The sequence below is a fragment of the Sphingomonas abietis genome (genome assembly GCF_027625475.1).
Taxonomy (GTDB): domain Bacteria; phylum Pseudomonadota; class Alphaproteobacteria; order Sphingomonadales; family Sphingomonadaceae; genus Solisphingomonas; species Solisphingomonas abietis.
This window is the reverse complement of sequence record NZ_CP115174.1, coordinates 2,058,499-2,085,070: the sequence shown is the minus strand read 5'-3', so window position 1 is coordinate 2,085,070 and position 26,572 is coordinate 2,058,499. Positions and strand designations below refer to the sequence as shown.

Below are 26,572 nucleotides of genomic sequence, written 5' to 3'. Positions count from 1 at the left end.
GAGCCGTCAGGAATGCGGGTGCGTATGGCCATTGCCATGTTCGTGACTATGATCATGTGCATGGCCATGCGCGAGTCGGTGACCATCGCCTGCTGTCCGGCCGCCATCGACATGACCCAGTAGCGCCTCCAGCGAGGCGTGAGCGGTGCCGAGTTCGGCAAGGGCCTTGTCGAGCAAGGGCAGTGCCGGCGAGTCAGGGCCGAATAGCGCCCGTCCGCCCTCCAGCTCCATTGCGTGGCTCCTGGTGTGATCGAGCAGATGCTCTACCATCACCGTGAAGCGCTGTAGTGCGCGTTCGTCCTCGCCAATCGTCATGCCGCCACCCGCGCGACGAGCGACACGGTCACCCCGGACCGCATCGCGATATGCTCGATCGCGACGTCCTCGAAGCGATGCTCCTCGCCGAACAGCGTCGATACGCTGACGCCGTTGTCGTCCATGCGGATGTCGACGACATCACCGATTTCCTGGCGATCCGTTCCTGCGCCCGTCAGCACGATTTTACCCAAGCACATCGTTCACTTCCTTTTGTCCAACAACCCTGCGCACCACTTCCTTGGCAAAGCCGTGCGCACGCACGCGGAAAGCCTCGCTTCGATCGTAGCAGGACTCGCCTGCTTGATCCGCAGCCTGGATGTCCTGATCGAATGGCGCCACCAGCAGTAGATCCTTGTCGCCCGCCTGTGTGCGAACGAACGCCTCGTCTTCGGCAGACGCCACCTTGTTGGCAACGTAGCAGACCCGCTTGATGCCCAGTTCCGCGGCCAGGCGCTCGATCTGCGCGCCGGTCTGGAAACTGCGCATACCGGGCTCCACGACGATGACGAGAAGATCAACGGCCTCGACCGTGCCGCGCCCGAAATGCTCGATACCGGCTTCCATGTCGAGCAGTACAGCCTCGCGGCGACGGGTGAGGATGTGCCGCATCAGCGTCCGGACCAGGGCATGCTCCGGACACACACAGCCCGCTCCGGCATGATCGACCGTTCCCATCGCCAGCAGCTTGATGCCTTCGTGCTCGACCGAGAAGCGATCGGGAATGTCATCCACCTTTGGATTGAGAATGAAGAAACTGCCCGAACCGGGCGTCGCGCCCGTACGCTCCAGCGCGAGTTCCGTCATCGCCGAGATCGGCTTCAGCTCCGTCATCCGATCAGCGGGTATGCCGATCGCCGAGGCCAGGTTCGCGTCCGGATCCGCATCGATGGCCATCACCTTCCAGCCATCGTCGTTCAGGGCGCGGGCCAGCATGCCGACGATCGTCGACTTGCCCACTCCACCCTTGCCGGAGACCGCGACCTTCATGACGGCAGCAGGGCGGGTGCGGGCCGCGACGGGGCGAAGCGGTACGTCGGCGACAATGCCGGGCGGCGCGGCGCAGTCGAGAGCCCAAGGCCCGCGCGCCGTTCCTGAATGGCATCGAACAGACTGTCCGCCGCTTTTTCCGGATCGGGCTCGACGATGAAATAGCCACCGAGCTGCGCCTTGGCCGCATCGGTGATGAGGCCGGTCACCACGTCGGAGCCGACGACGGGCGGCACCGTGCCAAGATGGGTCGGCAGGCCGATCGCTACCGACCAGGTGCCGATCGCCATCGCCTTTTCGGACATCGCTTCGGGCGCGCTGGCGACAACCGGTAGGTCCGAGATGTCGACGCCAAGCTTGTTGGCGAGCGCCGTTACCAGCGCGACGGCACGGCTGTTGTCGACACAGGCCCCCATGTGCAGCACCGGCGGCAGTGGGCCGCCCAGCCCCGCCGCCTCTCCGATCGCCGTCAACACGCCACGCAGACCCTCGCCGCAATATTGGTCTGTCGCCGCGCTCGTCATCATGCCGCCCTTGGCGAAGGCGCCCGATGCGCAGCCGGTGGCGACCACGAGAACGTTCCGCTTAGCTAACGATTTCGCCATCGTCAGATAATTATGATCCTGCTGGATCTTGGCGTTGTTGCAGCCCGCGAAGAGCACGACGCCCTGGATCGCGCCGCTGACAATATTGTCGACCATCGGCTTCAGCGGGTCCGCGGCATCCACCGTTGCCAGCGCGGCGACGATCCCTTCCGTGCTGAAGCCGACGATCGCCTCCTGCTTTTCGTCCGGGATGTCGATGCGCTTGGGATCGCGGCGCTTGAAGTTGTCGATTGCGACGCGGAGAATCTGACGCGCGATCTCGCTCGCTCTCTCCTCCTCGAACTCGATATGCGTCGCGCCGGTGATCTTGTTCTGATTGTCGGTGGTGATGATCTTGGTATGAAAGCAGGCGGCAATCCGCGGCAGCGATGGCATGACACACTGAACGTCCACGATCATCGCCTCGAGCGCGCCCGTCGCGATCGGAAGTTCCTGGGACAGATAATTCGTGGCCAGCGGTACGCCGTGGCGCATCATCAATTCGTTGCCGGTGCAGCAGACGCCGACGATGTTGATGCCTTCGGGCGCGCCCGCCGCCACTGCCTCGTCATGCAGATCGGCCGCGACGTTGCAGATGATCTCGCTGAGCAGCGGATTATGCCCATTGACCGCGACGTTCACAGCGTTGCGTTTGAGTACGCCGAGATTGGCGACGCTTGCGACCGGCTTGGGCGTACCGAACAGCACGTCGGACAACTCGGTCGCGAGCATTTCGCCGTTGAGGTCGGCCAGCGCCACGCGCAGTCCGCCAAGGATCAGATTCTCCGGTTCCGCGTCACATCCCATGTGCGTGCGCGACATGGACTGGGCAACCATGGCATCGATATTGTGTGGCAACAGACCGAGGTCGCTTAACTTCTTCAGGCGCGGCGCCGGCAGCGAGGAGGATATCCAGTGGCAGGGCTTGTCGTAATCCTGGTTCTGGTAGTCGCCCAGGGTCACCTCGGCCAGCTCGTGGATGATATCAGACTGCTCGCGCCCCTCGGTCGCGACGCCAAGTCGCGCCGCTACCGCATGCAGCTTCTCGTCGTCATGGACCGCATAGTCGTGCAGCTTGTGCTCTCCGACATGCAAGAGCGCGAGTGCGATGTGGCGCCCATGCTCCGAGTGCGCGGCCGTACCCGCGGCCATCATCCGCACCAGGTGCCGCGCCACGATCGTGTCGCGATCGGCACCGCAGACACCATATTGCGGGCCATTGCCGAACGGATCGATCCGGCATGGGCCCTGAAGACAGATACGGCAGCACAGACCGGTGCTACCGAACCCACATTGCGGCTGCTGCGCCTTATAACGGTCCCAAGCGGTCGCGATGCCGGCGGCCTTCGTCACGCCGAGCATGTGGTTCGCACAGGCATCTGCGGACGGATCAGAACAGTTGTTGCAGGCCATGATCGATGCTCCGGACGCGTTTTCTAAAGACGGATGTGGCGGGTTGCTTCGACGAGCTCGCGGGCGCGCGCCTCACGCAGCGCCTTTCGATACTCATCGAGATCGACCAGTTGGATCGCCTTGGTCGGGCAGGACTGCACGCAGGCCGTCTCCTCGGCCCCGGTCTCTGCGCGCCAGTCAGTGCAAAGATCGCACTTCTTCGCGATGCCATGGTTGGTCAGCGCCGTTCCATCGGCCGCAACCTCTGCCTTCACCGTGATGACACCAAACGGGCAGACCATCGCGCAGAGCTTGCAGCCAATGCAGTGCTGACCGATGATCTCGACCATCCCGTCCGTCTGGCGGCAGGCGCCCGTAGGACAGACCGCCGTGCAAGGCGCATCCTCGCACTGGCGGCACTGCAACGGCATGGTCACGCCGTCGACGCTGACGACGTGGTTGCGCGGCTGGAGCGGCAGCCTGGCCGCAACGGCACTGAACAGGTCATGCCCTTCCGCGTGCGACACCGCACAGGCGATCTCACAGGAATGACACCCCATGCACCGATCGGGATCGGCATAGATGATGACATTCTCACGCCTTGCCTGGGATTCAGCGGCCATGGCTCTCGTCCATCGTGTTTTCCCTGCTACGCAATGTCATCTTCTCGACCGACATAGCCTGCGAACCCACGAGTCGAACTCCGTAGTTTCCACACGTCACGCAGGCAAAATTGGTATCGGCCTCCCGTTCCGCCTCGCAGCGCCGACAGAAGACGACGATGGGTCGCCGCTCAATCGTCAGTTCCGCTCCGGCAATGGCCGATCCTTCCGACAGCAACGTGAAGCATGTCCTCACCGCATCGGGCTCCAATGCCTGTACGCCGCCAATACTCATGGTTACGCCGATCACGCGCTCGCCGGGAAAGCGCTTCGCTTGCTCGCTCACGATATCGAACAGGGCGGACGCGATCGACAGTTCATGCATGGCAGGACGGCCCCCGCAGGCCGCCGGTCAACGCTCGGTGCAGGAGACGCACGGGTCGATACTGTTGATGATCAAGGGAATGTCGGCAACGCGCCCATGTCGCATCATCACCTTGAGCGCTTCCCAGTTCATGTAGCTTGGGACCCTGCATCGCACCCGCTCGGGAACATCGGTGCCGACGGTCTTCACGTAATAGAGCAGTTCGCCGCGCGGTGCCTCGGTCCTTGCGATCGCTTCGCCCGCGGGAATATGCGGCAGCGGTCCGGCATTGGTCGGCCCGGACGGCAGCCGGGCTACGCACTGGCGCAGCAAGCCTATCGAGACGAGCGCCTCGTGCAGCCGCACCATCGCCCGCGACCAGACATCGCCGTCCGTCATCGTCTGTGTGGCGAAGTCAAGTTCGGCATAAGCCGCGTAAGGCGCGGCCTCGCGCACATCGAAGGCGATGCCCGATCCGCGCGCGACCGGACCGACCAGACCATGATCCACGCATTCCTCACGGGTGATCACACCGATGCCCCTCGTTCGCGAGAGGATGGTGCGGTTGGTCGCATAGGCCGGGATAATCTCGTCGCGCAGGATCGGCTCCAGCTTGTCGAGCTGGGCAAGAAGGAAGGCGGTGAGTTCCCCAGTCAGATCGTAGCGTACCCCGCCGATGATGTTAGCGGCCATACTCATGCGGTTGCCGAAGATCGTCTCCTTGACGTCCTGCATGATCTCGCGCGCCTGCATGACGTGCATGAACATCGAATCAAAGCCGATGACGTGCGACATGATCGCGACGTTGAAGAGATGCGATGCGGTGCGCTTGATCTCGTCGGCGATCATCCGGAGATAGTGCGCGCGGGGCGGCACCTCGATCCCGGCTATCGTCTCCAAAGTCATGCTGAACGTCTCGGGATGGCTGTTCGAGCACAATGAGCAGACATGCTCCAGCAGCACGAGATTCTGGTAGATGTTGCGCTTCGCCGTGAGATACTCGATCCCGCGATGGACGTGGCCGGCGTACAGCTCCATGCCGGTCAGCGTCTCACCTTGAACGCTCACCTGGAAATACATCGGCTCCTCGAGTGCGACGTGCAGCGGCCCGATCGGGATGTCGAAGCTCTCGCTCATGCCTCGCCTCCATCGTCGCGCCCGGCTTTGGCCGCTTCGGCAATGCGGTCGAACAGCAGTTCCGTGCTCGCCGCATTGGAGACGATCGAGAGCGGGAGCAGCCGTTCCAGCGCCTGCCCATCCACGCTCTCGTCGAGGAACAAGCGGCGGTTGTGTGGCCGGCCGGTGATGCGAACATCGAACAATTCCATCACCTCGCGCTCGAGCCAGTCGGCATTGCGGAAGATCGGCACAATAGTCTCAACGCCCGCATCCGCCTCCACGCGAAGCCTGAGCGTGACGGTGTCGCCCGCCACGTCGAACGTGTAGGCAAGCGGGCTGGCGCCTGCGGGGTCGCGTGCGAAGGCGGTGATCACGCTCAGCCGCGCGCCGATCTGCTTGAGCGCGCTGGCCGCCGGTACCAGCGCCTTCGGATCGGCCAGGCTGACCCAGGCCACCATCCGGCCGTTGCGGCTGGGCGTCGTCGTGACCTCGCCCAGAAGGCTTCGCAGTCTGGGCAGAAACGCCGCCTCGTCGCCGATGGATGATGACGTGCTCATGGAATCGCCTTCCGCACGCTCTCGGCCCGGCGACAATCGGGGCAGAGATCGCGCAATTGTTCCTCGCGTGCGCCGACACTCTTGTAGGCGAGCTGCATCAATGAATCCCGAGCCTTGAGGAAACGCGCGCCGCACGACGTGCAATGGGAATAGGGTATCGTCGCATGATCGACCTGCTTGTACTTGTCTTCCTGACGGTGGGCGCCGTGCCAATTGTCGGTAACGGTGATCGCCTTGGTCGGGCAATAAAAAGCACAGAGCCCACACGTGACGCAGCTATTGTGCCAGACGACGAAGTGGACGTTTTCCTCGTCCTCGACGAACTTGATCGCGCCGCCCGCACAAACATGCTCGCACATCTTGCAGGCGACGCACGCTTCGCCATCAATGGCGACCCGCCCGCGCAACCTCGGCGGCGTCGTCGGTTCGCCGAATGGATAGGGATCGGTCGCCGGCCCCTTCATCAGGTTCTGGATTAGAAGCTTGAGCGCGTTCATGCCGCGGCCTCTGCTCGCTCGCCCCAGATCTCAATCGCGAGCGCGAGGCCCTCGATGATCGCTTGCGGGCGCGGCGGGCAGCCGGGAACGTTGACGTCGACGGGAACGAACTGATCGAGCGGCCCGGCGATGGAATAGCTTTCCCGAAAAACGCCCCCCGAAATCGGGCAGATGCCGACCGCGACCGTGACCTTCGGCTCCGGAACTTGCGCATAGACGCGCAGCAGCTTGTCCTTGACGCCCACCGTGACCGGGCCGGTGATGAGGATGATGTCGGCGTGTTTGGGGCTGCCGCAATATTGGCAGCCGAGTCGTTCGATATCGTAGCGCGGAATGCAAGCCGTGGTGGCAAGTTCGACGTCGCATCCGTTACAGGAGCCGGCATTGATCCGGTAGATCCACGGCGACTTCCGCGCGGCCTTGGCGAGAAAACGCATCGCCGTTCTCCTATGCACGAACTGCGACAAGCGCGACACCGCCAAGCAGCATCGGCCATTTCAGGTAGAAAAGCACGGCCTGATCGATACGCATGCGCCCGACCCCGGCCTTGAGCAGCGCCAATCCGCCGACAACCAGCATATGTTTGGCGATAAAGACAAGCACGCCTGCCACCCCCGCGGGGCCGTTCGGCCAGAACAGCGTGATGCCGAGCGCGGTCACGACCACCGCCTTGATCGCGGCGCCGAGCTTGAGCAGGCCAAGCGACGAACCGCTATATTCAAGCAGAGGCCCCTCGGCGAGTTCGGTCTCCGCCTCGGGGATGTCGAACGGCGGCATACCAAGGTTCGCGGGGATGAAGGCCAGATAGGCGAGCAGCGCCGGCGCCAGCCGCCATTCGAGCAGGAGCGGGCCATGATTGATCTGGTAGCGGACGATCGTGACCAGATCGAAGGTAACTCCGCCGCCGGTCGCCTGGCCGACATACAGCGCCACGCTAACGATCACGAGCAGGATCGGGCCTTCATAGGCGAGCATCATCGCCATCTCGCGCGAGAAGCCCAGCGCGCCGAACGGCGATCCGGATGCGGAGCCGGACAGCATCAGCGCCAGCGCCGGAAGCGAGATGAGATAGAAGAGGATGATCAGGTCGCCCAGCGCCGCCGACGGGGTGTAGACGCCCGCCATCGGCAGCAGGGCCATCGCCACGCTCATGCTCGCGACGCCGATCATCGGGGTCAGGAGAAACAGGCCCGCATCGGCCAGATCCGGAACGAACGTTTCCTTCTGCATGAGCTTGGCAAGATCGTAGAAGGGCTGGAGCAGCGGCGGCCCGATTCGGCGCTGGAGACGCGCGACCAGGCGTCTCTCCACACCCTTGAGCAGAAGCCCGAGCGCGATGGCGAACACCCCGCCGGGAAAGATCAGCACAGCAGACAGGATGCGCAGGACAATCTCAGTCATCGGCGCGGACCTCTTCCAGCCTCGGCCCCGGGAGGGCGGCGCGGATCAGGCGTGCGGGCGTCTCGTAGAGCGAGGAGGCCGGCACCTCCATGCGCTCGCCGGGTCGCGCGATCACGCCGCCCGTGTAGATCGGGCTGATCGAGCGCCGGGGCGAGGAGAGCCGACGATAGCCCCAACCGATCAGCGTCGAGCCGCCGAGCGCCAAAGCCAGCGCCAGGGGATGCCATGGCAGCGGTCCGGGCACGCCGCCGAGCCAGGTCGCCGGCACCGCCTCCAGCCCCAGCGCGGCCTGCACCTGCGATACGGGCACGAGCAGGATACCGGGAAAAGCACTGATCGCGGCGCTGGCGCCGACGAGAAGCAACATTGGGACGAGCATCACCTTCGGCGGCTCGTCGATCCTCAGCGCCGCCGTGGTCGGCGGCCCCATGAAGGCACTGTGCGCGAACTTCAGGATGGCCGCGAGCGTAAACAGGCTGGAGAGCATCGCGGCAAGCCCCAGCAGATAATGGCCGCTCTCGAAGCAGGCCTGATAGATCATCCACTTCGACGAAAAGCCGTTGAACGGAGGAATGCCGGATACGGACAGGCCGGCGAAGAAGAAGATGCCGAACGTGATCGGCATGCGCCTGCCAAGACCGCCCAGTTCGTCCAGCGTGCGGACAGGCGCCTGACAAAGGATGCTGCCCGCCACCAGGAAAAGCGTGTTCTTCAGCAGCATGTGGTTGACGGCATGCATCAGGCCGCCCGCGATGCCGAGCGGCGTCCCGAGCGAGAGGCCGAGCAGGACATAGCCGAGCTGGCTGACCGTGCTGTATATCAGCAGCCGCTTGACGCCCGTCTCCACCATCGCCTTGGCGCCGGCGTAGAGGATCGTGATCGCGGCGACGATCGATGTGACGCGCATCAGGTCCGGCGCCCATGGCAGATCGTGGCGCAGCCGCGCGAAGGTGGCCGCCGCGCCGAGCAGGACGAAGACCTTGAGCACGCCCCACGGGCCCGCCTTGAGCAGCACGGCGGAGATGTAGCCGCTCACCGGGGTCGGCGCGGGCACGGGATGCATCTGGACGTCGATGCGGATCGGTAGCTGCGCCGCCTTCATCAGGAGGCCTAGAAAGATCAGCGCCAACGTCGACCACAGGGCCGCCGCCGGGATCGATGCGGCGGCATGGGCCAGATCGGCCAGCGCGAAGCTGTGCGCCTCCGCCGCCAGCAGCGTCAGCCCCAGGAACAGGAAGCTCGCGCCAACGAAATTGAAGATAAAATATTTATAGCCTTCGCGCAGCGCCTCGTCGCTCTCTTCGTGGATTGTGACGAGATACAGGGTCCAGCTGCTCATCAGTTCCCAGAAGGCAAAGAAATCGAACAGATTGCGTGCGGCGGTTAGGCCGAGCAGCCCGCCGATCATCATCGTGAAGAAGAAAAAGTAGCGGTTCGGCGCATGCTCATGCGCCATATAGCCAGAGGAATAGGCCATATTAAGCAAGCCGACGCCCGCGATCAGCGCGGCGAACCAGAAGGATAGGAGATCATAGCGCCCGGCCTCGAATAGCACGCCGGCCAGCGCGAGCGCCATAGTCACCACCGCAGTCATTCCGGCCCGCATCGCCGAGCGCCGGCCGATCGCGAACACCGCGATCGACCCCATCGCTGCGATCAGCGCCGCCAGCGACCAGTGCATCGCGAGCGGAGGCAGAGCGATCAGCGCGAGGCCGCGCTGAGCTGCCAAGGCGTCGGCGACGGGGGACACGAATCCGAGCACGCCTGCCGGATAGAGACCGTTCATCGTCACCAGCAGGGCAAGGATAGCGCTCACCGCCTGCATGGCCGCGGGAGCCTCGGCGACGGGAGGGCCTTGGTAGCGCTCGAAAAAGAGGGTGCGCAGGATACGCGCATAATACATCGCGGCAATCACGCCGCCGGTGAGCATCACCACGGCGACGAGGATCTGGCCCGCCTGCACGGCCGCATAGATCATCAGGAACTTGCCGACGAAGCCGCCAAAGGGCGGCAGGGCCATGATCGCGAGGATCGCGATCGCCATCGGGAAGGCCGTCAGCGGCATCGCCTTACCGAGGCCGCGCAGATCGTCGAGCGTCCGGGCGCAGGTGCGGAGCGCAAGAGCGCCGACGCAAAAGAACAGCACCGACTTCATCAGCGCGTGGTTGACGACATGCATCAGTGCGCCCGCCAGCGCCAGCGAGGTGCCGATGCCTAGCATCATTGCGACCTCGCCCATCTGCGCGATCGTCGAATAGGCCAGCATCCGCTTGATATCGCTCTGCCGGTAAGCACCGATTTCGCCGACCAGCAGGGTGACGCCGCCCAGGACGACCAGCGTCAACTCGGGCATTCCGAGACCGGCCAGCCCCCAGCCGGCCGGCGGCAACACGCCGCCGAAAAGCGTAAACAGAACCCGCATGACGCCGAATAGGCCGGCCGCAGCCAACAGCGCAGACATCGGCGCGGAAATGGCCGATGGCGCCTCGCGCTCGGCCGGTGGCACCCAGAAATGGAGCGGGAACAGGCCGGTCTTGGCGATGAATGCGACCATGAAGGTCATGACAATTAGCAGCAGGGCGGCCGGCGGGAGGCTCCCGGCCATCGCGGCAATCCGGCCCATATCGAAAGTGCCGGCGTAGGCGTGCAGCAGCAGGATGCCAAAATGCATCACATAGGCGCCCGACGTACAGATGAGGAAGTAGCGCGCGCCCGCCTTCAGCGCGTCCTCGGTCTGGTCCTGGACCACCAGCAGATAGGACGCCCAGGTCATCAGCTCCCAGAACAGATAGAAATTGCCGAGATGGTGCGAAGTGGCGACGCCGATCAGCGCACCCAGCATCTGGAACACGAAGAAATAATAGCGCCCGGGAGCGGCCGAGCCGCGCATCGCAGCCGTCGAATAAACGACGACGGCCAGCCCGCCAACCGCGAACAGCAGGGCGAAAAAGTCACCGAGATCGCCAGCATGGTATCCGATCGCGACAAGCGCGAGGGTCGCCACCGCCAGAAGCACCGCTGCGCCCTCCTGCAATCGCGCTGAGAGCCGTCCGGCAGCGAAGACGATGAAGGCCCCCGCGCTCGGCAGGATGATGACGCGGCTCCACGCCGACTCGAACTCCGGGAAACGGGAAATGTCGGCAACCCCGGCGAGATGCGCCGAAACGGCCAGGAACGGCGCCGGATCGAGGCTCATGACGATCGTGACGGCCGCCAGCGCGACCATCGCTACGCCATCGATACCAAAACGCAGCGGCGCGGCCGAAACGGCATCGCCGGCTTTCGGCCGCGCTAGGCACACGGTCTGCACGGCGAACAGGAAATAGATTGCGGCGATGATGCTGCCGATGGTCCCAGCCACCGCGATGATCCAGCTGCCGCTCTCGATACCGGCATAAAGCACGACGAACTTGGAGAAGGAGCCTTTGAAGGGCGAAAGGCCCATGACCGAGAACATGCCGAACGCAAACAGCAAGGATGTGAGCGGCGCCGCCTGATAGCTCCCGATCAAGTCCGCCGTCCGCGACGAGCCGGCGCGCCGCACCAGCCGCGCCGCGCTGAGAAACACCAGCCCTCGCATGACCAGTTGATAGAACAGGTGCATGATCGCCCCGCTCTCGCCGATGGCGGTGCCCGTACCCCATCCCATCAGGACGTAACCGAACTCGGATACCGTCGAGAAAGCCAGCATCCTCCTGATGTCGCGGCAAGTCAGCAACGCCAGGCTCTCGCCTGCGATCACCAGAATCAGGCCCAGCCATGCAAGCGCCGACATATTGGTCACGCAGAATACCCTAACGTGCACTGCCCCGCGATCGACGTTCCACACCCGCCGCAAGGACAGCCCACGCCCAGAACGCAGGTCCGCTTCGGGCGGGAATGGTCAAAAGCGCGAGCCATGAGCCCGGGCGATCCCACATCCGATGTCTCGCGTCTCTTAGGGGAATCCCGGATAGGACAAACGGGTCGGCCATTGCATCAGGCGCATATCGACAGACAGCACCGCCAGGCAGACCGGCATATCGCCTTGACGCCCTGTTCTGGTTCTGCGGGTTGCGGGAGCAAGGAGTTCAGGTGACGGCGATGGCGAACAAGGGCGACGCTACCCGGGAGAATGCGGATTCCGGTAATCGGAAAAGCTCTCTCTTCCCCCGCATCGTGGCAATGTATTGTGGCCTGATCGCTGCCAATCTGCTGGTCTGGATTTGGGCGCTGGCGACGTTCCGGCATCAGCCGGTACTTATCGGTACCGCCACGCTGGCGTACAGCTTGGGCCTTCGGCATGCGGTCGATGCGGACCATATCGCCGCCATCGACAACGTCACCCGCAAGCTCATGCAGGAGCGCAAGAGCGCGCTGAGTACGGGCCTCTTCTTCTCCCTCGGCCACTCGACGGTCGTGGTTCTCGCCTGCGTGGGACTGGCAATGGTCGGGAACCTGCTTCATCATCGGCTCGCCGGGCTGCAAGCAATCGGGGCAACCTTCGGCACCGCGATTTCAGCGACATTCCTGCTCGCCGTCGCCGCGATCAACCTTACGATCCTCGTCGCGATCTGGCGCACCATCCAACGCGTTCGCGCGGGCGAGGAGCATCTGGATGACAGTCTGGACGCCCTCCTGTCAGGCCGGGGGTTGCTGTCGCGGGTCCTCAATCCGCTCTACCGGCTGATCGGCGCGAGCTGGCACATGTACCCTCTCGGCTTCCTGTTCGGACTGGGCTTCGACACCGCGTCTGAAATCGGTCTGCTCGGCATTTCCGCTGCCCAGGCCTCCCACGGGGCGCCCTTCTGGACGATCCTGATTTTTCCAGCGCTATTCACCGCAGGGATGTCGCTTGTCGACGCCACCGACAGCGTCCTTATGGTGGGTGCCTATGGCTGGGCTTTCGTCAAGCCGGTCCGCAAGCTCTATTACAACCTGACGATGACCTTCCTTTCGGTGGTGATCGCAATCGTGGTCGGCGGGACCGAGGCAGCGGGGCTTCTTGCAGATCGCTTTGGTTTTTCCGGAGAAGGCCGGAACTGGATCGATGGCGTTTCCCAACGGATTGGCACGATGGGGTTGGCGATTGTCACGCTGTTCGTTCTGAGTTGGGCAGTCTCGGCGCTCACCTACCGCGTCAGTCCCAAGAAATCACCGTCTTGCCTGATACAATAGGACGCGCGCGCGAGGCGTCGGGCCGAATCGGTATTGGCATCTCACGCTGAGTCGGCCTCGAAAACGGAACCCAGCAGATTCGTAACCGAAGCAGATTTCCGGGCGGAGGGGTTTTCAAACGCGGGGCGACGCGATTCATCCTATGGATGACTCTTGGCGTTCATGAACCGGACGATCCATCGGATTAGATCTGCGTCGTGTTGTTTAGGCGCTGGTTTGAGCGGTGCGATCGGCTCGAGGAACGGTTGATCGTCTGACCGCTGAGAATGCGGAATTGAGAGCCGAAAATCAGGATCTGGAGGACGAGATTGCGCGGCTGAAGGGGCATCCGCCGCGTCCGGAGTTCAAGACCAAGCCGTCAGGTATGGAGAAGGCGACGTCTCGGTTGAAGCGCGCGAAAGCCGGCAAGGAGCGACGCGGTTCGGTCAAGGAGAAGCTGGCTGTCACCTCGGAGGTGAAACTCAAGGTCGAGGCGCCAGCGGGATCGCCGTGCGGTCGATCTCAAGCGAAGCCTGATCTGGTGGCTCTACGCCGATCTCAAGGCTTACCAACGAGAACCCGATCCCAAACGCGCAAGAGCGTTGCATGCTCGCTTCGACAGGATTTTCACCAGGTCGACCGGCTATCGATGCTCGACCGCCTGCTCAGGCGGCTCCGCCACCGGAAATCCACACCGTTAAGCGTCCTCGAAAGGCCCGAGACCCCCTCCATACGAACGGCTCGCAGAATGACATCCGCGCACTTGTCACTAAGCGAAAAATTTCCGGCGGCACCGTCGGCGAAGCGGGAAAGATTGCCCGCGACACCATGCTCGACCTCATGAAAACATGCGCCAAGCTCGGCGTCTCTTATTACCGCTTCCTCGGTAACCGCTTCCATGTCCCGGGCGTCCTACCCGTTCCCAGCCTCGCGGGTCTCATCGCACAAGCCGCTGGCTGACGCCCGGAAATCTGCCCCGGTTACGGCAGATTCCTGCCAAGCCTTTGAATCTGCGCCGAAGCTGATACGGGTTTAATCGGCGCCGATCGAGACGCCGTCACAACCCGCCCTTTCGAAAGTTTCGTGAGTAGTTCATCGTTCGGAGACAAAGCCCGCTTTCGGTGCCGATCCACACTAAGCCGCTCCGGTTTCGAGCCGGCGGGCCTCTATGGACCGCATACCCGATCGAATATCCGCTCGCTTGGGCTCAGACTGAAAGCGACTCCGAGCAAGCGGCTTCGTGATAGCGTGCATTACAACCGGATTCTCGAACCGACAAGTTTGATTCACCGACATCCAGGATGCGGCCGGCCGTTCAGGCTCCGATGCGGGCACCCCGATAGAAGCAGGTACGCATCCGAACGCTACGGAGGTCGGCGATGGCTAACCGTATATCCGCGTGCGGCGCGTGCATTGCCGGCGGGTCCACAGCAGGCGGTGTTCACGGCCATCACGTATGCCGGGCTTCTTGGATATCACGGCAGGTATAGATAAAGGGCTGTGGATCGGCTCTGCAGCAGGATAGATCGTCATGAACGACACCGTACCTCGCGACCCGAAGACTGCGCGAACAAGCTTTAAGGTCGAGGCTGACGCCACGGCCGCCTATTGGCACAAAGGCGCGGGTGACACGCTCCCACCGCCGGACATGACCGGCCCCTATATGCGTAACCGCCCCGTGCCCGTCCAGCCGGTCGCTGGTCGCAAGGCGTGGATCGTCGCAGTGGTATCGCCGGGCTCGCGGCCGCCTTCTACATGATCCGCGATGGCGGCATAAAGGGCGAAGACATCACCATGCTCGATGCGCTGGACCTCGAGGGCGGCTCCCTCGACGGCGCTGGAGATGCGGACGAGGGGTATATCATCCGCGGCGGTCGGGAGATGAACTGGAACTACGACAACTTCTGGGACCTGTTTCAGGACGTGCCGGCCCTCGAACTGCCGGCAGGCTACAGCGTTCTCGACGAATACCGGCTGATCAACGACAACGATCCCAATTTTTCGAAATCCAGGCTCCTGCACAAGCAGGGCCAGATCCGCGACTTCTCGACACTCGGTCTGCGGAAATCGCACCAATGGGAGCTGATCCGACTGCTGCTCAAGCGCAAGGAGGACCTCGACGACGTCACCATCGAGGAATATTTCAGCAAAAGCTTTTTCGAGACCAATTTCTGGTATCTCTGGCGATCGATGTTCGCCTTCGAGAACTGGCAGAGCCTGCTCGAGATGAAGCTCTACATGCATCGTTTTCTCGATGCCATCGACGGGCTGGCCGACATGTCGGCGCTGGTCTTTCCGAAATACAACCAGTTCGACAGTTTCGTCGTACCGCTGATGCGTCTGCTCCGCGACAAGGGCGTCAGGTTGCAGTTCAACACCCGGGTCCACGATCTGGACATGGCGACGGATGCCGGGGCACGGACCGTCACAGCCATGCGTGCCAGCGTCGATGGCAAGGAGACAGTCGTCGCGCTCGGTCCCGACGATGTGGTTTTCGCTCTGACAGGCTCGATGACGGAAGGCACCGCTTACGGCGATCTCGATACCGCCCCGGTGCTCAGGCGTGGCCGTCACGAGCCAGGCGAAGAGAGCGACTGGACGCTGTGGCGCAATCTGGCGCGGAAATCCCCGATCTTCGGCAAACCGGAAAAATTCTACGGCAACGTCGATGGCTCGATGTGGGAATCGGTTACGCTGACCTGCAGGCCCTCCCCCCTGGTTGAGAAGCTCAAGGCGCTTTCGGTCAACGATCCCTATTCCGGCCGGACGGTGACGGGCGGCGTCATTACCTTCACCGACTCGAACTGGGTGCTGAGCTTCACCTGCAACCGCCAGCCGCATTTTCCGACCCAGCCCGAGGACGTGCTGGTGATCTGGGCCTATGCGCTCCTGATGGACAGGGAAGGCAATCATGTGAAGAAGCCGATGCCAGCCTGCACCGGCAGGGAAATACTGGCGGAACTCTGCTATCATCTGGGGATCGTCGGGCAACTGGAGGCCGTGGCAGCGAACACGAAAGTGCGCCTGGCGCTGATGCCCTACATCACCGCACAGTTCATGCCGCGCGCGGCAGGCGATCGACCGCACGTCGTTCCCGAAGGCTGTACCAACCTCGGCCTGCTCGGCCAGTTTGTCGAGACCAGCAACGACATCATTTTCACCATGGAAAGTTCGATCCGTACGGCGCGCGTGGCGGTGTATCCCCTCCTCGGCCTGCGCAAGCAGGTGGCCGACATCAGTCCGACGCAGTATGATATCAGCACGCTGCTGAAAGCCGCACGCGCGCTGAACAACAGCGAGCCATTTCCGGGCGAGCGGCTCCTGCACCGCCTGCTCGACAAGACATATTTCGCGCACGTCCTCCCGCCGCTACCGGAGGCCAGGTCCGCGAGGCGCGAACATGCAGAAAGCGACCTCGCACAGTTTTTGGGCCGAGGTTCAGAGACGTTCGGGCGCCTGACCCGATGGCTGGATCGATTCCGTGATGACCTCCGCATGAGATGACGATTGATCCGGCCGGACAGCTCATATCGGGGATTATCTTGCGGCCTGAAATGCGGGTTAATGGTACCCGCTGTGCCCGCACTCATTCGATATACCCAATATATCAAATAGCTATTTTCTTTATATTTTCAGACAGGATTTCGGTGAGTTTGTCCAATGAGTATGGCTTTTGAATAAATGCGTAACTTTGCAGCCCATCCGCAGCCAGAACTTCGCTATATCCGCTAGCCAGGAGAATGGGAATTTCGGGAAATCTCTTACGGACGATGTGAGCGAGCTCTATACCGCTCATTCCCGGCATTAGCACATCTGATAACAACATATTGAAGGCGCCGCCTTCGGACTCCAGAACCTCAAGGGCTTGATCGGAGCCCCGAACGTAAGTGGGGGCGTAACCAAGCTCTGTCAGGGCGGCTGTGACGAACCGACCGACGTCCTCATTGTCTTCAACAACTAGGATTCTGCCGGATGGCGAAGTATTTAGGCCGTGTTGTTTCTCGACATCCGTAACGTCCTGCTCTAACGGAGCAGCGCAGCGAGGTAGGAAGAGTCGGAAGGTAGTACCTTCCCCCACTATGCTGTCCACGAGAATGTCGCCTCCGGATTGCTTGACGAAGCCGAACACATGACTCAATCCCAACCCCGTTCCATGCCCCACTGGCTTGGTCGTATAAAACGGCTCGAAGACGCGCTCCAACTGGCGGGGAGAGATGCCGCAACCCGTGTCTGATAGCGATATACACACGAAATGACCGTGTCTGGCCGGATGGGATCGGACCGCCGGAATCCCGTCGGTACCAGTAACGCGCACTGTTAGCTGGCCGGCACCGGCCATCGCATCGCGGGCATTGGCAACGATGTTGAAGATTGCGGTATCGAACTGGTTTGCGTCGGCCTCGGTGAAACAACTCTCCAGCGGCGGTTCGATGACTATATCGATCATCGGACCTGCTAACGTTGCCATCATGTCGCGAATGGCGCCGAGGTTGGCTCCCACGCTGAATTTTACGGGCTTCAGCGTCTGACGACGTGCGAAAGACAGCAATTGGCTCGTGAGTTTTGCGGCACGATCCGCTGTATCGGCGATTGCTTCAATGTAGCGGTTGCGCCGGCTTTCCGGAATATCCGGCCGACGGAGCAGATCGACCGAGCCTCGGATCACGGTCAGGAAGTTGTTGAAATCGTGCGCTACGCCTCCGGTAAGCTGACCGACAGCCTCCATTTTCTGCGATTGACGCAATTGCTCTTCCGTTTCCAAGAGCTGGGCCGTCCGCTCGGCGACGCGATCTTCCAGCGTTTCGTTAAACGCTCTCAGTTCGATCAGCGCCCTGTCACGCTCCGCTTCCACTTCTCGACGTTCCTGAATGTTCAGAAGGACACCGGGGAAGTTGAGGCCGTTCCCGTCCGGACCGAGCTCGACCTTGCCATTGGCCTCTATCCAGTAATACCAGCCATCTGAGCGGCGAACGCGATATTGGTGCGCATATGCGCCCCCGCGAGTGATAGCCTCGTCGATCGCGCGGACAACTCCCGCTTTATCGTCGGGATGCACGGTTGATATGACTTGCTCGAGGCTCAGGCCGTCGCGCCCGAGCGCTGGATCAAGACCAAACGTACGTGCGAAGGCTTCGTCGACCCTGAACCTGTCGGTTGGAAGATCCCAGAACCAAGTCCCGATGATCGCACCTGCGGACAGGGCGAGCTGGACCCGCTGCATGTTCTCCACTGCGATAGCTTCGCTGACGCGCAGGGCTTCCTCTGCGCGCACTCGAGAACCGATGTCGCGAAACAACACTGCGACCTGACGTGCTTCGGCAGAACCGAGGCGCACTGCGGACACCTCGATTGGCCGGCCCGCCGCGATGAATTCCCTTTCGAAACGTACGGGCTCACCTGTCCTGAGGACGCTACTGTAGATCGCAAGCCACCCTTCGGCCTCGGCTCCTACAATCTCGCGCAGCCGCTTGCCGACGATGCCGGATATGCCGGTATGCCGCTCATAGCCGGAATTCGCTTCGACATGCACATAGTCGCTGAGCGGACCATGCGGACCGTCTATGAACTCGATAATGCAGAAGCCGTCGTCCAGGGCCTCCAACAGGGCGCGATATCGATCGTTCCCCACTGACAGCGCGGCGGGTGCATTTCGCTTTTGTTCGCTTGCCGAAGGTAAGACGCTCTTGTCATCATGAGGCGCCCGAGACTTCGCTATGATTTCCGAGATGAAGAGGGTTTCCTTGGCCGGTTCATCGGAATTGTCGACTTCCCGCATCCGTGCTTCCAGATTTTTGAGGGAAACAGCGTCTGTGTCATTTTGGATCATTGGCGTTCCTTCAGGGGCGGGCATACGCGCCAGCAGCCACACCGGGCAATCGGGAAAGCTCCGTAGGTGCGTCCGTATTGGGCCGCTGCCGCCGCTCGGCCACGCCGACCTGCGCTCCGCCTCCGAGCGGCACGACCACGCGAAGAGTTTGCTGATCCGGGCCGAGAGGAAACGGTGACGATCGGAACCGGCACGTTCCGTTTCGGTGCCTATCCGCGCATGACATCTGGGAACGGTCCGATGCATCTCGAACGTGCCATGCTCCGGAAGAGACGGGTCCGGCCCGCCTACGGCTTCGTCCAAGGCCGGGACGTTGCGGATGCTCTGGTGCCCGGCGCCATGCCGGCGACCACTCAAGACCCCCGGCTGCATGCCGCGCTGCCTCTTCCAGTCTTGCCGCCATGGGGACCCCTTGAAAGAACTCGCCGTCCTCCGGTTCGCGGGTGAGCGTCTCACTGCGGATGGGCTCGCCCTTCCGGTGGAGAGAGCTTCGGCCGTCGTTGCAGCGACTGACGCCTATCACTCAGCCGTTAATCCCCTCAGTTCCGCCTCGCGAATGATCGTGACGGCCCGGCCGCCCGGCAGGGCAATGATGCGGGCAGCCTTCAGCTTCGTCATCTGCCGGCTCACTGTCTCGATGGTAAGGCCGAGCACGTCGGCGATAGCGCCGCGTGACAGCGGCAGGTCGAACGTCCGCGGGCCGCCGGGCGTGGGCCGGGCGCCGCCCATCTTTTTCGCCATGTCGAGCAGGAAGCGCGCGATCCGTTGCTCCGCGGTCTGACGGGCTAGCATCAGCTGACGGCTCCGCGCTTCGTCAAGTGCTGTCAACGTGCGACGCAGAAACTCGCGCTCTAGGGCACTGTCGCTCTCCAGCGTCTCCTCGAACGCGGGTCGCGGGAAGACGCAGATCTCAGCCTCGCTCAGCGCCGTAACGTTGTAATCGGTGCGTGGGGCATAGGGGCGGCCGACGAAATCGGCCGGATAGAGCAAGCCGACGGTCTGCTCGCGTCCATCGGCGGTAGAGGCGGAGAGCTTGAAAAGACCAGAGAGGATGTTGGCGCAATTGCGGCTCTCCTCGCCCGCCCAGGCGATGGTCTCGCCCCGTTCGACTCGGCGCAGACGGCCGATCCGATTGAGATCAGACAGACCCCGCCTCTCCAAACTGCCGCACAGAGCCTCTTCCTGCACCGCGCACATTTCACACACTCGCGCACATTCCATCGTTACATTCCCCACACGAAACGAAGCCACCAAAGTCTCCCGCGACGGCTTCGTTCTTAAATTGATGCGGCTGCCTCGATTCCCGGTCCGGCTCCCCAGCAGGCGAAATGGAATTCGCGTCGTATGCCGTTGAGGATGCCGAAGCCGCCCGCGAGGCCGAATCCAGCACGCGGCTGAACTAACACATGACGAAATGCGTCCTATCAGTAGAACTCCGGATATTTGGTAGGGGCGTGGCTGGTCCCCAGCCGCACGTCACGCGGAACACTCACGCCCTGTACCTGCTCGGCGCTGCGCTGCTGCCGACGGCTCAAGGCCGGAGAAGACACGTGGCGGTCGCCGCGGCAGCGGGCCGGAAATGCTTTGGCCGGTCGATCCGAGGTTCGCATGCCCGCGCTGCGGACGGAGGTTTTTCAGGGGCGTCCCATCATCCGCTCAGGCTAACGATGGGACGGTGACAGCGCGACAGGTTGGCCTCCCGCAGAAGGGCGGTCTGCTTACCGCGTTCGCGTGACCAAAGCTTGCTGCTGACAGAACCCCGCTCTTAGCCCGACCTATTCACCAGCACGTCACCGCGAGATGGTGACCGGGGCGACATGATAGCTGGTGCCGACGGGGCGCGGGGATGCCGAGCGCCTGTTTCATCGCGGGTTATCGAGGCTTGGTAGGGTTGAAGCGCGGGGTTCGTTTGGCGGCCCACTGCCGCGTTGTTCAGGGGCCAGTGGCTCGCAGGCTGAGCGCGACCGAGCGGAAGATCGCGGCATCGGGGCAGGCGCTGGCGAAGGCGATGCGGATGCGGCTGGCGGTTTCGATGACGCGCGCGGCGACCTTGAGCAACCGTAGGCGGATGGTGGCGAACTCGGCGGTGCGCAGCGCAGCGGTCGCCGGCATGGCACGGCGCACGGTCCACATCAGCCAGTAGGCGGCAGTGTGGAGGATGATGCGCATCTGGTTGGCGTTGGCCGAGCGGCAGGAGGTGCGATCGCTCTTCAGCTGAGTTTTGTGGAGCTTGATCAAATTCTCGGCCTGCCCGCGGGCGCAGTAGAGCGTATCGTAGATCCGTTCGGCGCTGCCCTCGGCGAGCGAGGTGACGACGAGGCGGATGTCGAGGCCGAGGCTGCTCGCCTCGATGCGCGCGATCACACGGCGCTTGGTCGCGCCCCAGGTCTTGGCGGCATAGCGCGTCTCGGCATAGCGGCGCAGTTCGACCAGCCCTTGCAGCGCCCGGTCGGTGGCGCAGGCATCGCCCTCGCGGACGACCGGATCGGCGTGGAGCGTACGGTTGCCGGGCAGGCCGAAGATATAGTCGATGCCGTTTGCTTCGCACCAAGCCATCGGCTCCGGCCGGCCGTAATGGCCGTCGCCGCGTAGCGTGATCCGCGTATCGGGCCAATGGCGACGGATGCGCCGCACGAGCCGGCGGATGTGGCGCGCGACTTCCTTGCCCGACGGGGTCTTGCCGGTCCGCAGCAACATCGCGACCGGGCGCCCGGTCGCGGTATCGTAGACATGGATCGGCAGGAAACAACGCTCGCCGTAATGCCCATTCCAGAATGAGAGCTGCTGCGCGCCGTGCACGACGTCGACGGTATCATCGATGTCGAGCGTCACCACCGCCGGCGGCACGGGATAGCTCGCGCAGTAGAGATCGACCGGTGCGCCGGTCAGCCGGACCAACTCGCGGGTGGTCGGAGCGTTCTCCCACCGGCTCATAGTCGGCTGGCTTGCCAGTCCGAGCGGGTCACCTGGCAGCTTGCCGAGCGCAAGTTTGAAGCCGGGGTCGTGGCGCAACGTGTCGAGATCGTCGACATCCTCATAGCCGCAGGAGATCGCCAAGATGCGGGCACGCAGGATGTCGGTGACGCGGTGGATGACGCGGTTCTGATCGCGGGGGTCGGCGATACAGGCGGCGAGCCGATCCGCGATCCCCAGCCGCCGCTCGGCCTGCGCGAGCAGCAGAACGCCGCCGTCCGACGTCAGGCGGCCGCCGTCGAACGCGGCGGTGATTTTCCGCCCACGAATGGCTGGGAAGTTGAAGGTGAACCCACTATCGTCGGCCATGGCGGTCGTGGCACTTTCTGTCCGGAGCAGAGGGATGGCTTCAGCACCCTTTCTCTATTCTAGATCAGCGACTTAGGCCACGATCGCCACCACGGATTGAGCGCCGGGCGAATAATCCCGGCTAGACCAAAGTCTAATGCTTTCCGATCGCTCGCGCACCGCCCGCTTTCGGAACCTGCTCGAATGCTGAGCCGTTCATCGGGCGTCTCCTATATCAGTAGGGCTACCGAGGCGGATCGGGGTCGGGGCGGACTTGATTGTCGGCAATCGATAGCAAGGCGGCAGAGGCGGCTTCGCACGCGGCACCGCTGATCCGGTGCCGATCACAGTCCGCTCGCACCGATCGGGCTTCGTTCGGATGCTCCATAAAATAGGTTTCGTCTCGCGCAGCGTGACCGCAGCCACTGGCTGCAAGCAAGCTCAGGATCGACAAGCCTGTTCGACGACATCGCAGGGTCATCAGGGATGCCACCTCTTTGCGTTGAGAGCACATGCTTGTGCGTTAACCATTTGACACGCTCAGTGAGGCCTTTCATCGACCAGCACTGGTTACCGAAAGATCAACGTGCCACCTCTTACCGCTCCGAGCCTGATCCACCGGCTGAACATCCTCTCGCTCGTCATCGCGTTGGCGATGCTGCTGCTGGTTGGGTTCGGACTGTGGCAGGCGCTCGAGGACGCGTGGTATGAAGCAGGCGCATCATCGCGCAATCTGGTAGCAGCGCTTGCGCGTTCCGTCGCCACCAACGTGGGATTGGCAGATCGGGCAATCCAGAACGCGCGGGCGGGCTTGGCGCTTACGGATCTTGCTGCCTACCCGCGCGATGTCCGCCAGTTCATTCTGTTCGGCAAAGGGCGCGCATCGCCTTACGTCGACCGCGTCTTCGTGCTGGACGTGCACGGGCACCTCGCCGCGGAGTCGAGCGGCACGATCTCGCCTGGAGCCGACTTCTCCGACCGGAGCTATTTCCGATATTGGCGATTGCACGACGACGACACGCCGTATCTGAGCGCGCCGCTGCTGAGCCGGTTTCTTAACGGTAGCGAGACCGTCGTATTGAGCAGGCGGGTCGATCATGACGGTCTATTCGCGGGCATCGTGGCCGTCACTATGCCGCTGAAGGCATTGCAGCCCACGGTCGAGATGGTCAGCCCAGGCGCAAAAGGCGCCATTAACATCTTTGCCCTCGACGGTACCGTCCTTGCGCGGAATCCCGCGATCCGGGCTGGCGCGGACCATAATATCGCCGGAACCCCAACGTTCGAGCGCATCAAGCGCGATGTCCGCGGATCCTTCGTAGGGCGGTCAGCCGTTGACGGAGAGCAGAGGCTTTATACGTTCGACCGGGCAGGAAGCTTTCCCCTGATCGTCGACGTCGCCGTCTCAACCGATGCCATTTTGAAGCCATGGTGGCACCGCGCATTGCCACCCATTTTTGCGACTCTGGCTTTGTGTGCGGGTGTCATCGCACTGGCCATGCTGTTCCAGCGAGAATTGCTACGCCGGGAACACGTCGAAGCGGAATTGGCGGGGCTGGCAGCCACGGATGCATTGACCGGGCTTTCCAATCGCCGGTCGTTCGACGCCGCGCTCGAACGGGAATGGCGGCGGGCAAGCCGCACAGGGAGCCCGCTGTCGGTGCTCATGATCGATGTCGATCACTTCAAGGCCTATAACGATTATTATGGGCATGTTGCCGGCGACAAGGCGCTGCGCCAGATCGCTGATCTGATCGCTGCGGCCGCGCGTCGCGACGCCGATCAGGCAGCGCGGCTTGGCGGCGAGGAATTCGCGCTCCTTCTGCCTGATACCGACATGTCAGGTGCCACGTCTTGCGCGACGCGTCTGCTTGGCCTGCTTCAGGATGAGCAGCTGGAACATCGACAGGCTCCGGCCGGCATCATAAGCGTGAGCATCGGCGTCTCAGGCCGCATCGCCGGCATTGATAATGTTCAGGATCTCATGCTTTCGGCGGACAAAGCTCTTTATCGTGCCAAGGCGGGGGGCAGAGCCAGATTTTATGGCGAGGGTGAGGAGTAAGCGAGGCCAACATCCCGGCGATGGCCGTCCGCCATACGCAAGGCGCTTTTCGTGGCCGCCTGCGTGTCGCTGGCGAGCTTCTTGATTTCCGCCGCTACGACGGCGAATCCACGGCCAGCATCGCCAGCGCGCGCTGCTTCGATGGTGGCGTTCAGAGCCAGAAGATCTGTTTGTAATGCAATGGTCGAGATGGTCGCGACTACCGCCCCGAGGTCGGCAAGAGTAGATCGCAGGTCGCCCTCCCGCCGCTCGACAGCTCTCTCAAGCGCGACCTTCTGGGTTACGTCAGTTGCGATTTTGAGAATGCGATAGACAGCCCCATCCTTGAACATCGGACTATAGGTTGCTTGCAACCAGATCTCGGTCGTATCCCGCCGCGCTCGCGGATAAATCCCTTGATCAAAGGCCCCGGAACGCAAACGCCGCCAGAAGTCGTCATATTCCTCCGACTGACAATAGCGAGAGTCGCATAGAATGCGGTGATGCTGGCCGCGAAGCTTTGCGAGTTCATATCCAACCAAGCCAAGGAACACATCGTTGGCCCAGGTGATCTCGCCGTGCGGATCGAATTCTACCACGGCTTGGGACCGACAGACTGCGTTCCACGCCTCTCGACAATAGGCGTCTGTCGGAAGGCGAACTGGCCCCACTGCCGATCGTTCAATCATCATCGTCGAATTCTTCCGGATTTGGCTGAGGATGTGGACCATGCAGATTCGGCAATAGTCTTCAATCCTGCCAGGATGTTTAGCCCGCGAAAATAGCAATGTGGTAGCTCACAAGCGACAAGGAAGGCTGGCGGGAGCTGGGGGGGGCGTCCGACCAGTCCACGCTGGCTTTCGTGCAGCTCCATCTGCGCCGCACCGAGTGTGATGGTGAGCGGAACGATGGATTTGGCCGGCAGATCGACGGCGACCGCATCCTTGGTCCGACGCAGCAGGAAGGGTTTGAGCTTGCGCGCGAGGCGCGCCTTCGCTTCAGCATCCCCATGCTTCTCGATCGGATTGCGATAGTCACGAACGAAGGCACGCTGATTGCCAAGCAATCCCGGCAGGACCAGATCGAAGAGCGCCCACGCGTCGGTGAGCCTGTTCTCCACCGGCGTGCCAGTCAGCGCCACCTTGCGATCGGAAACGAGCGCCCTGGCGGCGGCGTGCCCGGCGGTCTGCGGGTTCTTGAGCATATGGGCTTCGTCGAACAGGACGAGCCCAACTGCTCGTTTGCGAGCGCTGCCTGATCGCGCACAAGCAGCGGATAACTCGTCAGGACGATATTGTGGGCCGTGATGTCTTCATGGCGCCCATGGCGATCGGGACCATGAAGCACCAAAGCGGACAGCGTCGGCATAAACCGCGATATCTCTGCCTGCCAGTTGGGCAGCACCGACGTCGGTGCGACGATCAGGATCGGTTTTTCGAGGTTGCCCCCCGCCTTTTGCACCGCGATATGCGCCAGCGCTTGAACCGTCTTGCCCAAGCCCATGTCGTCTGCGAGCAGGCCGCCCAGGCCAGCGGGTGCCAGCGCCTGGAGCCAGTCGAGCCCGGTCTGCTGATAGGGCCGCAAGGTGGCGCCGAAACTTGCGGGAAGCCGAGTTGGATCGAAGCGAAGCTGGCTCAGGTTGCGCGCAAGGCGGCGTAGCGGCTCGATACCGCTCCAGGGCAGGCCGCCGGTCGACGATTCGATCTCGGCCAGCAATCCGAGATCGAGCCGGGAGAAGCCTGGCCTCCCCCTCGACGTCGCCGATGCCGGGTCGTTCGCGGCCAGCAGCAGCAGGCCACGCAGCATCGGCAGGACACGAGTCGCTTCGACCGTTACCACTCTGCCATCGCCGAGCGCGATCGGCAGAATGTCGCCAGCTTCGGTAAGCTCATGCTCCAGAATGTCGAGCTCCGCCAGGTCGATGGTCGCGAGCAACCGGCGGAGCGCGGGCACGAGATCGACCCGTTCCCCGTCGATCGTCGCGCCCAAAGCGATATCGAACCAGTCGATGCCGGACGGCTCGACGTCTACCGACAGGCTGTCCGCATCGGCCGCGACGACCCGAAGCGGGAAGTCCGGTGCGACATCAATGCGCCATCCTTCACCTCGCTACTCTTCCGCATCATGGAGCAGAAAGGACGTGAAGTCCGCTGCAGTGGCAGGCATGTCCGGCGCATGGTCCCAATCCTGGCGCGGCGTGGGCTCGACATCCTCGAACTCGATCAGCGGAATCAGCCCAGTATGGAGCAGTCGCCCCATCGCTTCCAGCTCGCCATCGGGATCCCGCGTGAAACGGACGAGCCCTTCGTCATCGCGGACCAGCATCGTTTGCTCGGCCATTGTCGCATCGATCGTCGTGCCGGCATAATCGAACAGGAGGCACGCGACTGCGCAATCCACACGGCTCTTGCTCCCATAGCGATAATGCCCGCCATAGGTCACCATCTCTGCTCGCGCGCTCGGCTGGCGGGCGCATCGCTGTCGCC

Annotated in this window: 23 protein-coding genes; 4 read left to right on the top strand and 19 right to left on the bottom strand. The window is 62.8% G+C overall.

What is annotated here, in order from left to right; all coding sequences use genetic code 11:
* Positions 1 to 6: 6 nt before the first annotated feature.
* The 12 genes from PBT88_RS09980 to PBT88_RS09925 form a co-directional block, all read right to left on the bottom strand.
* Positions 7 to 315 carry a hypothetical protein gene (locus PBT88_RS09980; protein WP_270079022.1) on the bottom strand — a complete coding sequence of 103 codons (309 nt, stop codon included), beginning with the start codon at positions 313 to 315 and terminating at the stop codon, positions 7 to 9.
* Positions 312 to 515: a CooT family nickel-binding protein gene (locus tag PBT88_RS09975; RefSeq protein WP_270079021.1), complete on the bottom strand. Its 204-nt coding sequence runs from the start codon at positions 513 to 515 to the stop codon at positions 312 to 314. The genes PBT88_RS09980 and PBT88_RS09975 overlap by 4 nt, the downstream gene beginning before the upstream one ends.
* Entirely contained in the window at positions 502 to 1,305 is an 804-nt protein-coding gene (locus tag PBT88_RS09970; RefSeq protein ID WP_270079020.1) for an ATP-binding protein, read from the bottom strand. The genes PBT88_RS09975 and PBT88_RS09970 overlap by 14 nt, the downstream gene beginning before the upstream one ends.
* Positions 1,302 to 3,251 (bottom strand): anaerobic carbon-monoxide dehydrogenase catalytic subunit, encoded by a 1,950-nt coding sequence (gene cooS, locus PBT88_RS09965; RefSeq protein ID WP_270079019.1) that lies wholly within the window; start codon positions 3,249 to 3,251, stop codon positions 1,302 to 1,304. The genes PBT88_RS09970 and cooS overlap by 4 nt, the downstream gene beginning before the upstream one ends.
* Before the next feature lie 74 nt (positions 3,252 to 3,325).
* On the bottom strand, positions 3,326 to 3,904 hold the full coding sequence (locus tag PBT88_RS09960) for a 4Fe-4S dicluster domain-containing protein (RefSeq protein WP_270079018.1): 579 nt from the start codon (positions 3,902 to 3,904) through the stop codon (positions 3,326 to 3,328).
* Entirely contained in the window at positions 3,894 to 4,268 is a 375-nt protein-coding gene (locus PBT88_RS09955; protein ID WP_270079017.1) for a hydrogenase maturation nickel metallochaperone HypA/HybF, read from the bottom strand. The genes PBT88_RS09960 and PBT88_RS09955 overlap by 11 nt, the downstream gene beginning before the upstream one ends.
* A 27-nt stretch (positions 4,269 to 4,295) precedes the next feature.
* Positions 4,296 to 5,384 carry a hydrogenase large subunit gene (locus tag PBT88_RS09950; RefSeq protein ID WP_270079016.1) on the bottom strand — a complete coding sequence of 363 codons (1,089 nt, stop codon included), beginning with the start codon at positions 5,382 to 5,384 and terminating at the stop codon, positions 4,296 to 4,298.
* Positions 5,381 to 5,959 (bottom strand): NADH-quinone oxidoreductase subunit C, encoded by a 579-nt coding sequence (locus tag PBT88_RS09945; RefSeq protein WP_270079015.1) that lies wholly within the window; start codon positions 5,957 to 5,959, stop codon positions 5,381 to 5,383. Before PBT88_RS09945 ends, PBT88_RS09950 begins: the two co-directional genes overlap by 4 nt.
* Positions 5,920 to 6,420: a 4Fe-4S dicluster domain-containing protein gene (locus tag PBT88_RS09940; RefSeq protein ID WP_270079014.1), complete on the bottom strand. Its 501-nt coding sequence runs from the start codon at positions 6,418 to 6,420 to the stop codon at positions 5,920 to 5,922. The genes PBT88_RS09945 and PBT88_RS09940 overlap by 40 nt, the downstream gene beginning before the upstream one ends.
* Positions 6,417 to 6,857, bottom strand: coding sequence for an NADH-quinone oxidoreductase subunit B family protein (locus PBT88_RS09935; RefSeq protein WP_270079013.1), 441 nt, complete (start codon positions 6,855 to 6,857; stop codon positions 6,417 to 6,419). Before PBT88_RS09935 ends, PBT88_RS09940 begins: the two co-directional genes overlap by 4 nt.
* A 10-nt stretch (positions 6,858 to 6,867) precedes the next feature.
* Positions 6,868 to 7,821, bottom strand: coding sequence for a respiratory chain complex I subunit 1 family protein (locus PBT88_RS09930; protein WP_270079012.1), 954 nt, complete (start codon positions 7,819 to 7,821; stop codon positions 6,868 to 6,870).
* Positions 7,814 to 11,596: a proton-conducting transporter transmembrane domain-containing protein gene (locus tag PBT88_RS09925; protein ID WP_270079226.1), complete on the bottom strand. Its 3,783-nt coding sequence runs from the start codon at positions 11,594 to 11,596 to the stop codon at positions 7,814 to 7,816. Before PBT88_RS09925 ends, PBT88_RS09930 begins: the two co-directional genes overlap by 8 nt.
* 308 nt (positions 11,597 to 11,904) lie before the next feature.
* On the opposite strand from PBT88_RS09925, the gene PBT88_RS09920 reads away from it, so the two are divergent.
* The 3 genes from PBT88_RS09920 to PBT88_RS09910 all read left to right on the top strand — a co-directional run bounded on the left by PBT88_RS09920 (position 11,905) and on the right by PBT88_RS09910 (position 16,461).
* Positions 11,905 to 12,978: a HoxN/HupN/NixA family nickel/cobalt transporter gene (locus PBT88_RS09920; RefSeq protein WP_270079011.1), complete on the top strand. Its 1,074-nt coding sequence runs from the start codon at positions 11,905 to 11,907 to the stop codon at positions 12,976 to 12,978.
* Positions 12,979 to 13,563: 585 nt separating this feature from the next.
* The gene (locus tag PBT88_RS09915) at positions 13,564 to 13,917 is read left to right on the top strand and encodes a hypothetical protein (protein WP_270079010.1); all 354 of its coding nucleotides are present in this window, start codon (positions 13,564 to 13,566) and stop codon (positions 13,915 to 13,917) included.
* A 750-nt stretch (positions 13,918 to 14,667) separates the two neighbouring features.
* On the top strand, positions 14,668 to 16,461 hold the full coding sequence (locus tag PBT88_RS09910) for an oleate hydratase (RefSeq protein WP_270079009.1): 1,794 nt from the start codon (positions 14,668 to 14,670) through the stop codon (positions 16,459 to 16,461).
* Positions 16,462 to 16,564: 103 nt separating this feature from the next.
* Here PBT88_RS09910 and PBT88_RS09905 read toward each other — a convergent pair whose 3' ends face one another.
* The 3 genes from PBT88_RS09905 to PBT88_RS09895 form a co-directional block, all read right to left on the bottom strand.
* Positions 16,565 to 18,784 carry an ATP-binding protein gene (locus PBT88_RS09905; protein WP_270079008.1) on the bottom strand — a complete coding sequence of 740 codons (2,220 nt, stop codon included), beginning with the start codon at positions 18,782 to 18,784 and terminating at the stop codon, positions 16,565 to 16,567.
* 519 nt (positions 18,785 to 19,303) lie between these two features.
* Entirely contained in the window at positions 19,304 to 19,981 is a 678-nt protein-coding gene (locus PBT88_RS09900; RefSeq protein ID WP_270079007.1) for a Crp/Fnr family transcriptional regulator, read from the bottom strand.
* 735 nt (positions 19,982 to 20,716) lie between these two features.
* Positions 20,717 to 22,066: an IS1380 family transposase gene (locus PBT88_RS09895; RefSeq protein WP_270079006.1), complete on the bottom strand. Its 1,350-nt coding sequence runs from the start codon at positions 22,064 to 22,066 to the stop codon at positions 20,717 to 20,719.
* 634 nt (positions 22,067 to 22,700) lie between these two features.
* Here PBT88_RS09895 and PBT88_RS09890 point away from each other — a divergent pair.
* On the top strand, positions 22,701 to 24,107 hold the full coding sequence (locus tag PBT88_RS09890) for a GGDEF domain-containing protein (protein ID WP_270079005.1): 1,407 nt from the start codon (positions 22,701 to 22,703) through the stop codon (positions 24,105 to 24,107).
* On the opposite strand, the gene PBT88_RS09885 is transcribed toward PBT88_RS09890, so the two are convergent.
* From PBT88_RS09885 to PBT88_RS09870, 4 genes are all read right to left on the bottom strand, one after another.
* Entirely contained in the window at positions 24,086 to 24,817 is a 732-nt protein-coding gene (locus PBT88_RS09885) for a methyl-accepting chemotaxis protein (protein WP_407696540.1), read from the bottom strand. The genes PBT88_RS09890 and PBT88_RS09885 overlap by 22 nt on opposite strands.
* Entirely contained in the window at positions 24,775 to 25,290 is a 516-nt protein-coding gene (locus PBT88_RS09880) for an SNF2-related protein (protein ID WP_270079004.1), read from the bottom strand. The genes PBT88_RS09885 and PBT88_RS09880 overlap by 43 nt, the downstream gene beginning before the upstream one ends.
* Positions 25,218 to 26,075, bottom strand: a complete 858-nt coding sequence (locus PBT88_RS09875) for an SNF2-related protein (protein WP_270079003.1) — start codon at positions 26,073 to 26,075, stop codon at positions 25,218 to 25,220. The genes PBT88_RS09880 and PBT88_RS09875 overlap by 73 nt, the downstream gene beginning before the upstream one ends.
* 120 nt (positions 26,076 to 26,195) lie before the next feature.
* On the bottom strand, positions 26,196 to 26,531 hold the full coding sequence (locus PBT88_RS09870) for a hypothetical protein (protein ID WP_270079002.1): 336 nt from the start codon (positions 26,529 to 26,531) through the stop codon (positions 26,196 to 26,198).
* Between the last annotated feature and the right edge of the window lie 41 nt (positions 26,532 to 26,572).

What these genes read in the sequence shown, in the direction of transcription:
- PBT88_RS09980 (WP_270079022.1), bottom strand. Translation starts at nt 315, where the DNA reads ATGACGATTGGCGAGGACGAACGCGCACTACAGCGCTTCACGGTGATG.
- PBT88_RS09975 (WP_270079021.1), bottom strand. Translation starts at nt 515, where the DNA reads ATGTGCTTGGGTAAAATCGTGCTGACGGGCGCAGGAACGGATCGCCAG.
- PBT88_RS09970 (WP_270079020.1), bottom strand. Translation starts at nt 1,305, where the DNA reads ATGAAGGTCGCGGTCTCCGGCAAGGGTGGAGTGGGCAAGTCGACGATC.
- cooS (WP_270079019.1), bottom strand. Translation starts at nt 3,251, where the DNA reads ATGCTCGGCGTGACGAAGGCCGCCGGCATCGCGACCGCTTGGGACCGT.
- PBT88_RS09960 (WP_270079018.1), bottom strand. Translation starts at nt 3,904, where the DNA reads ATGGCCGCTGAATCCCAGGCAAGGCGTGAGAATGTCATCATCTATGCC.
- PBT88_RS09955 (WP_270079017.1), bottom strand. Translation starts at nt 4,268, where the DNA reads ATGCATGAACTGTCGATCGCGTCCGCCCTGTTCGATATCGTGAGCGAG.
- PBT88_RS09950 (WP_270079016.1), bottom strand. Translation starts at nt 5,384, where the DNA reads ATGAGCGAGAGCTTCGACATCCCGATCGGGCCGCTGCACGTCGCACTC.
- PBT88_RS09940 (WP_270079014.1), bottom strand. Translation starts at nt 6,420, where the DNA reads ATGAACGCGCTCAAGCTTCTAATCCAGAACCTGATGAAGGGGCCGGCG.
- PBT88_RS09935 (WP_270079013.1), bottom strand. Translation starts at nt 6,857, where the DNA reads ATGCGTTTTCTCGCCAAGGCCGCGCGGAAGTCGCCGTGGATCTACCGG.
- PBT88_RS09930 (WP_270079012.1), bottom strand. Translation starts at nt 7,821, where the DNA reads ATGACTGAGATTGTCCTGCGCATCCTGTCTGCTGTGCTGATCTTTCCC.
- PBT88_RS09925 (WP_270079226.1), bottom strand. Translation starts at nt 11,596, where the DNA reads ATGTCGGCGCTTGCATGGCTGGGCCTGATTCTGGTGATCGCAGGCGAG.
- PBT88_RS09920 (WP_270079011.1), top strand. Translation starts at nt 11,905, where the DNA reads ATGGCGAACAAGGGCGACGCTACCCGGGAGAATGCGGATTCCGGTAAT.
- PBT88_RS09915 (WP_270079010.1), top strand. Translation starts at nt 13,564, where the DNA reads ATGCTCGCTTCGACAGGATTTTCACCAGGTCGACCGGCTATCGATGCT.
- PBT88_RS09905 (WP_270079008.1), bottom strand. Translation starts at nt 18,784, where the DNA reads ATGATCCAAAATGACACAGACGCTGTTTCCCTCAAAAATCTGGAAGCA.
- PBT88_RS09900 (WP_270079007.1), bottom strand. Translation starts at nt 19,981, where the DNA reads ATGTGCGCGGTGCAGGAAGAGGCTCTGTGCGGCAGTTTGGAGAGGCGG.
- PBT88_RS09895 (WP_270079006.1), bottom strand. Translation starts at nt 22,066, where the DNA reads ATGGCCGACGATAGTGGGTTCACCTTCAACTTCCCAGCCATTCGTGGG.
- PBT88_RS09890 (WP_270079005.1), top strand. Translation starts at nt 22,701, where the DNA reads ATGCTGCTGCTGGTTGGGTTCGGACTGTGGCAGGCGCTCGAGGACGCG.
- PBT88_RS09885 (WP_407696540.1), bottom strand. Translation starts at nt 24,817, where the DNA reads ATGGTCCACATCCTCAGCCAAATCCGGAAGAATTCGACGATGATGATT.
- PBT88_RS09880 (WP_270079004.1), bottom strand. Translation starts at nt 25,290, where the DNA reads ATGCTCAAGAACCCGCAGACCGCCGGGCACGCCGCCGCCAGGGCGCTC.
- PBT88_RS09870 (WP_270079002.1), bottom strand. Translation starts at nt 26,531, where the DNA reads ATGGTGACCTATGGCGGGCATTATCGCTATGGGAGCAAGAGCCGTGTG.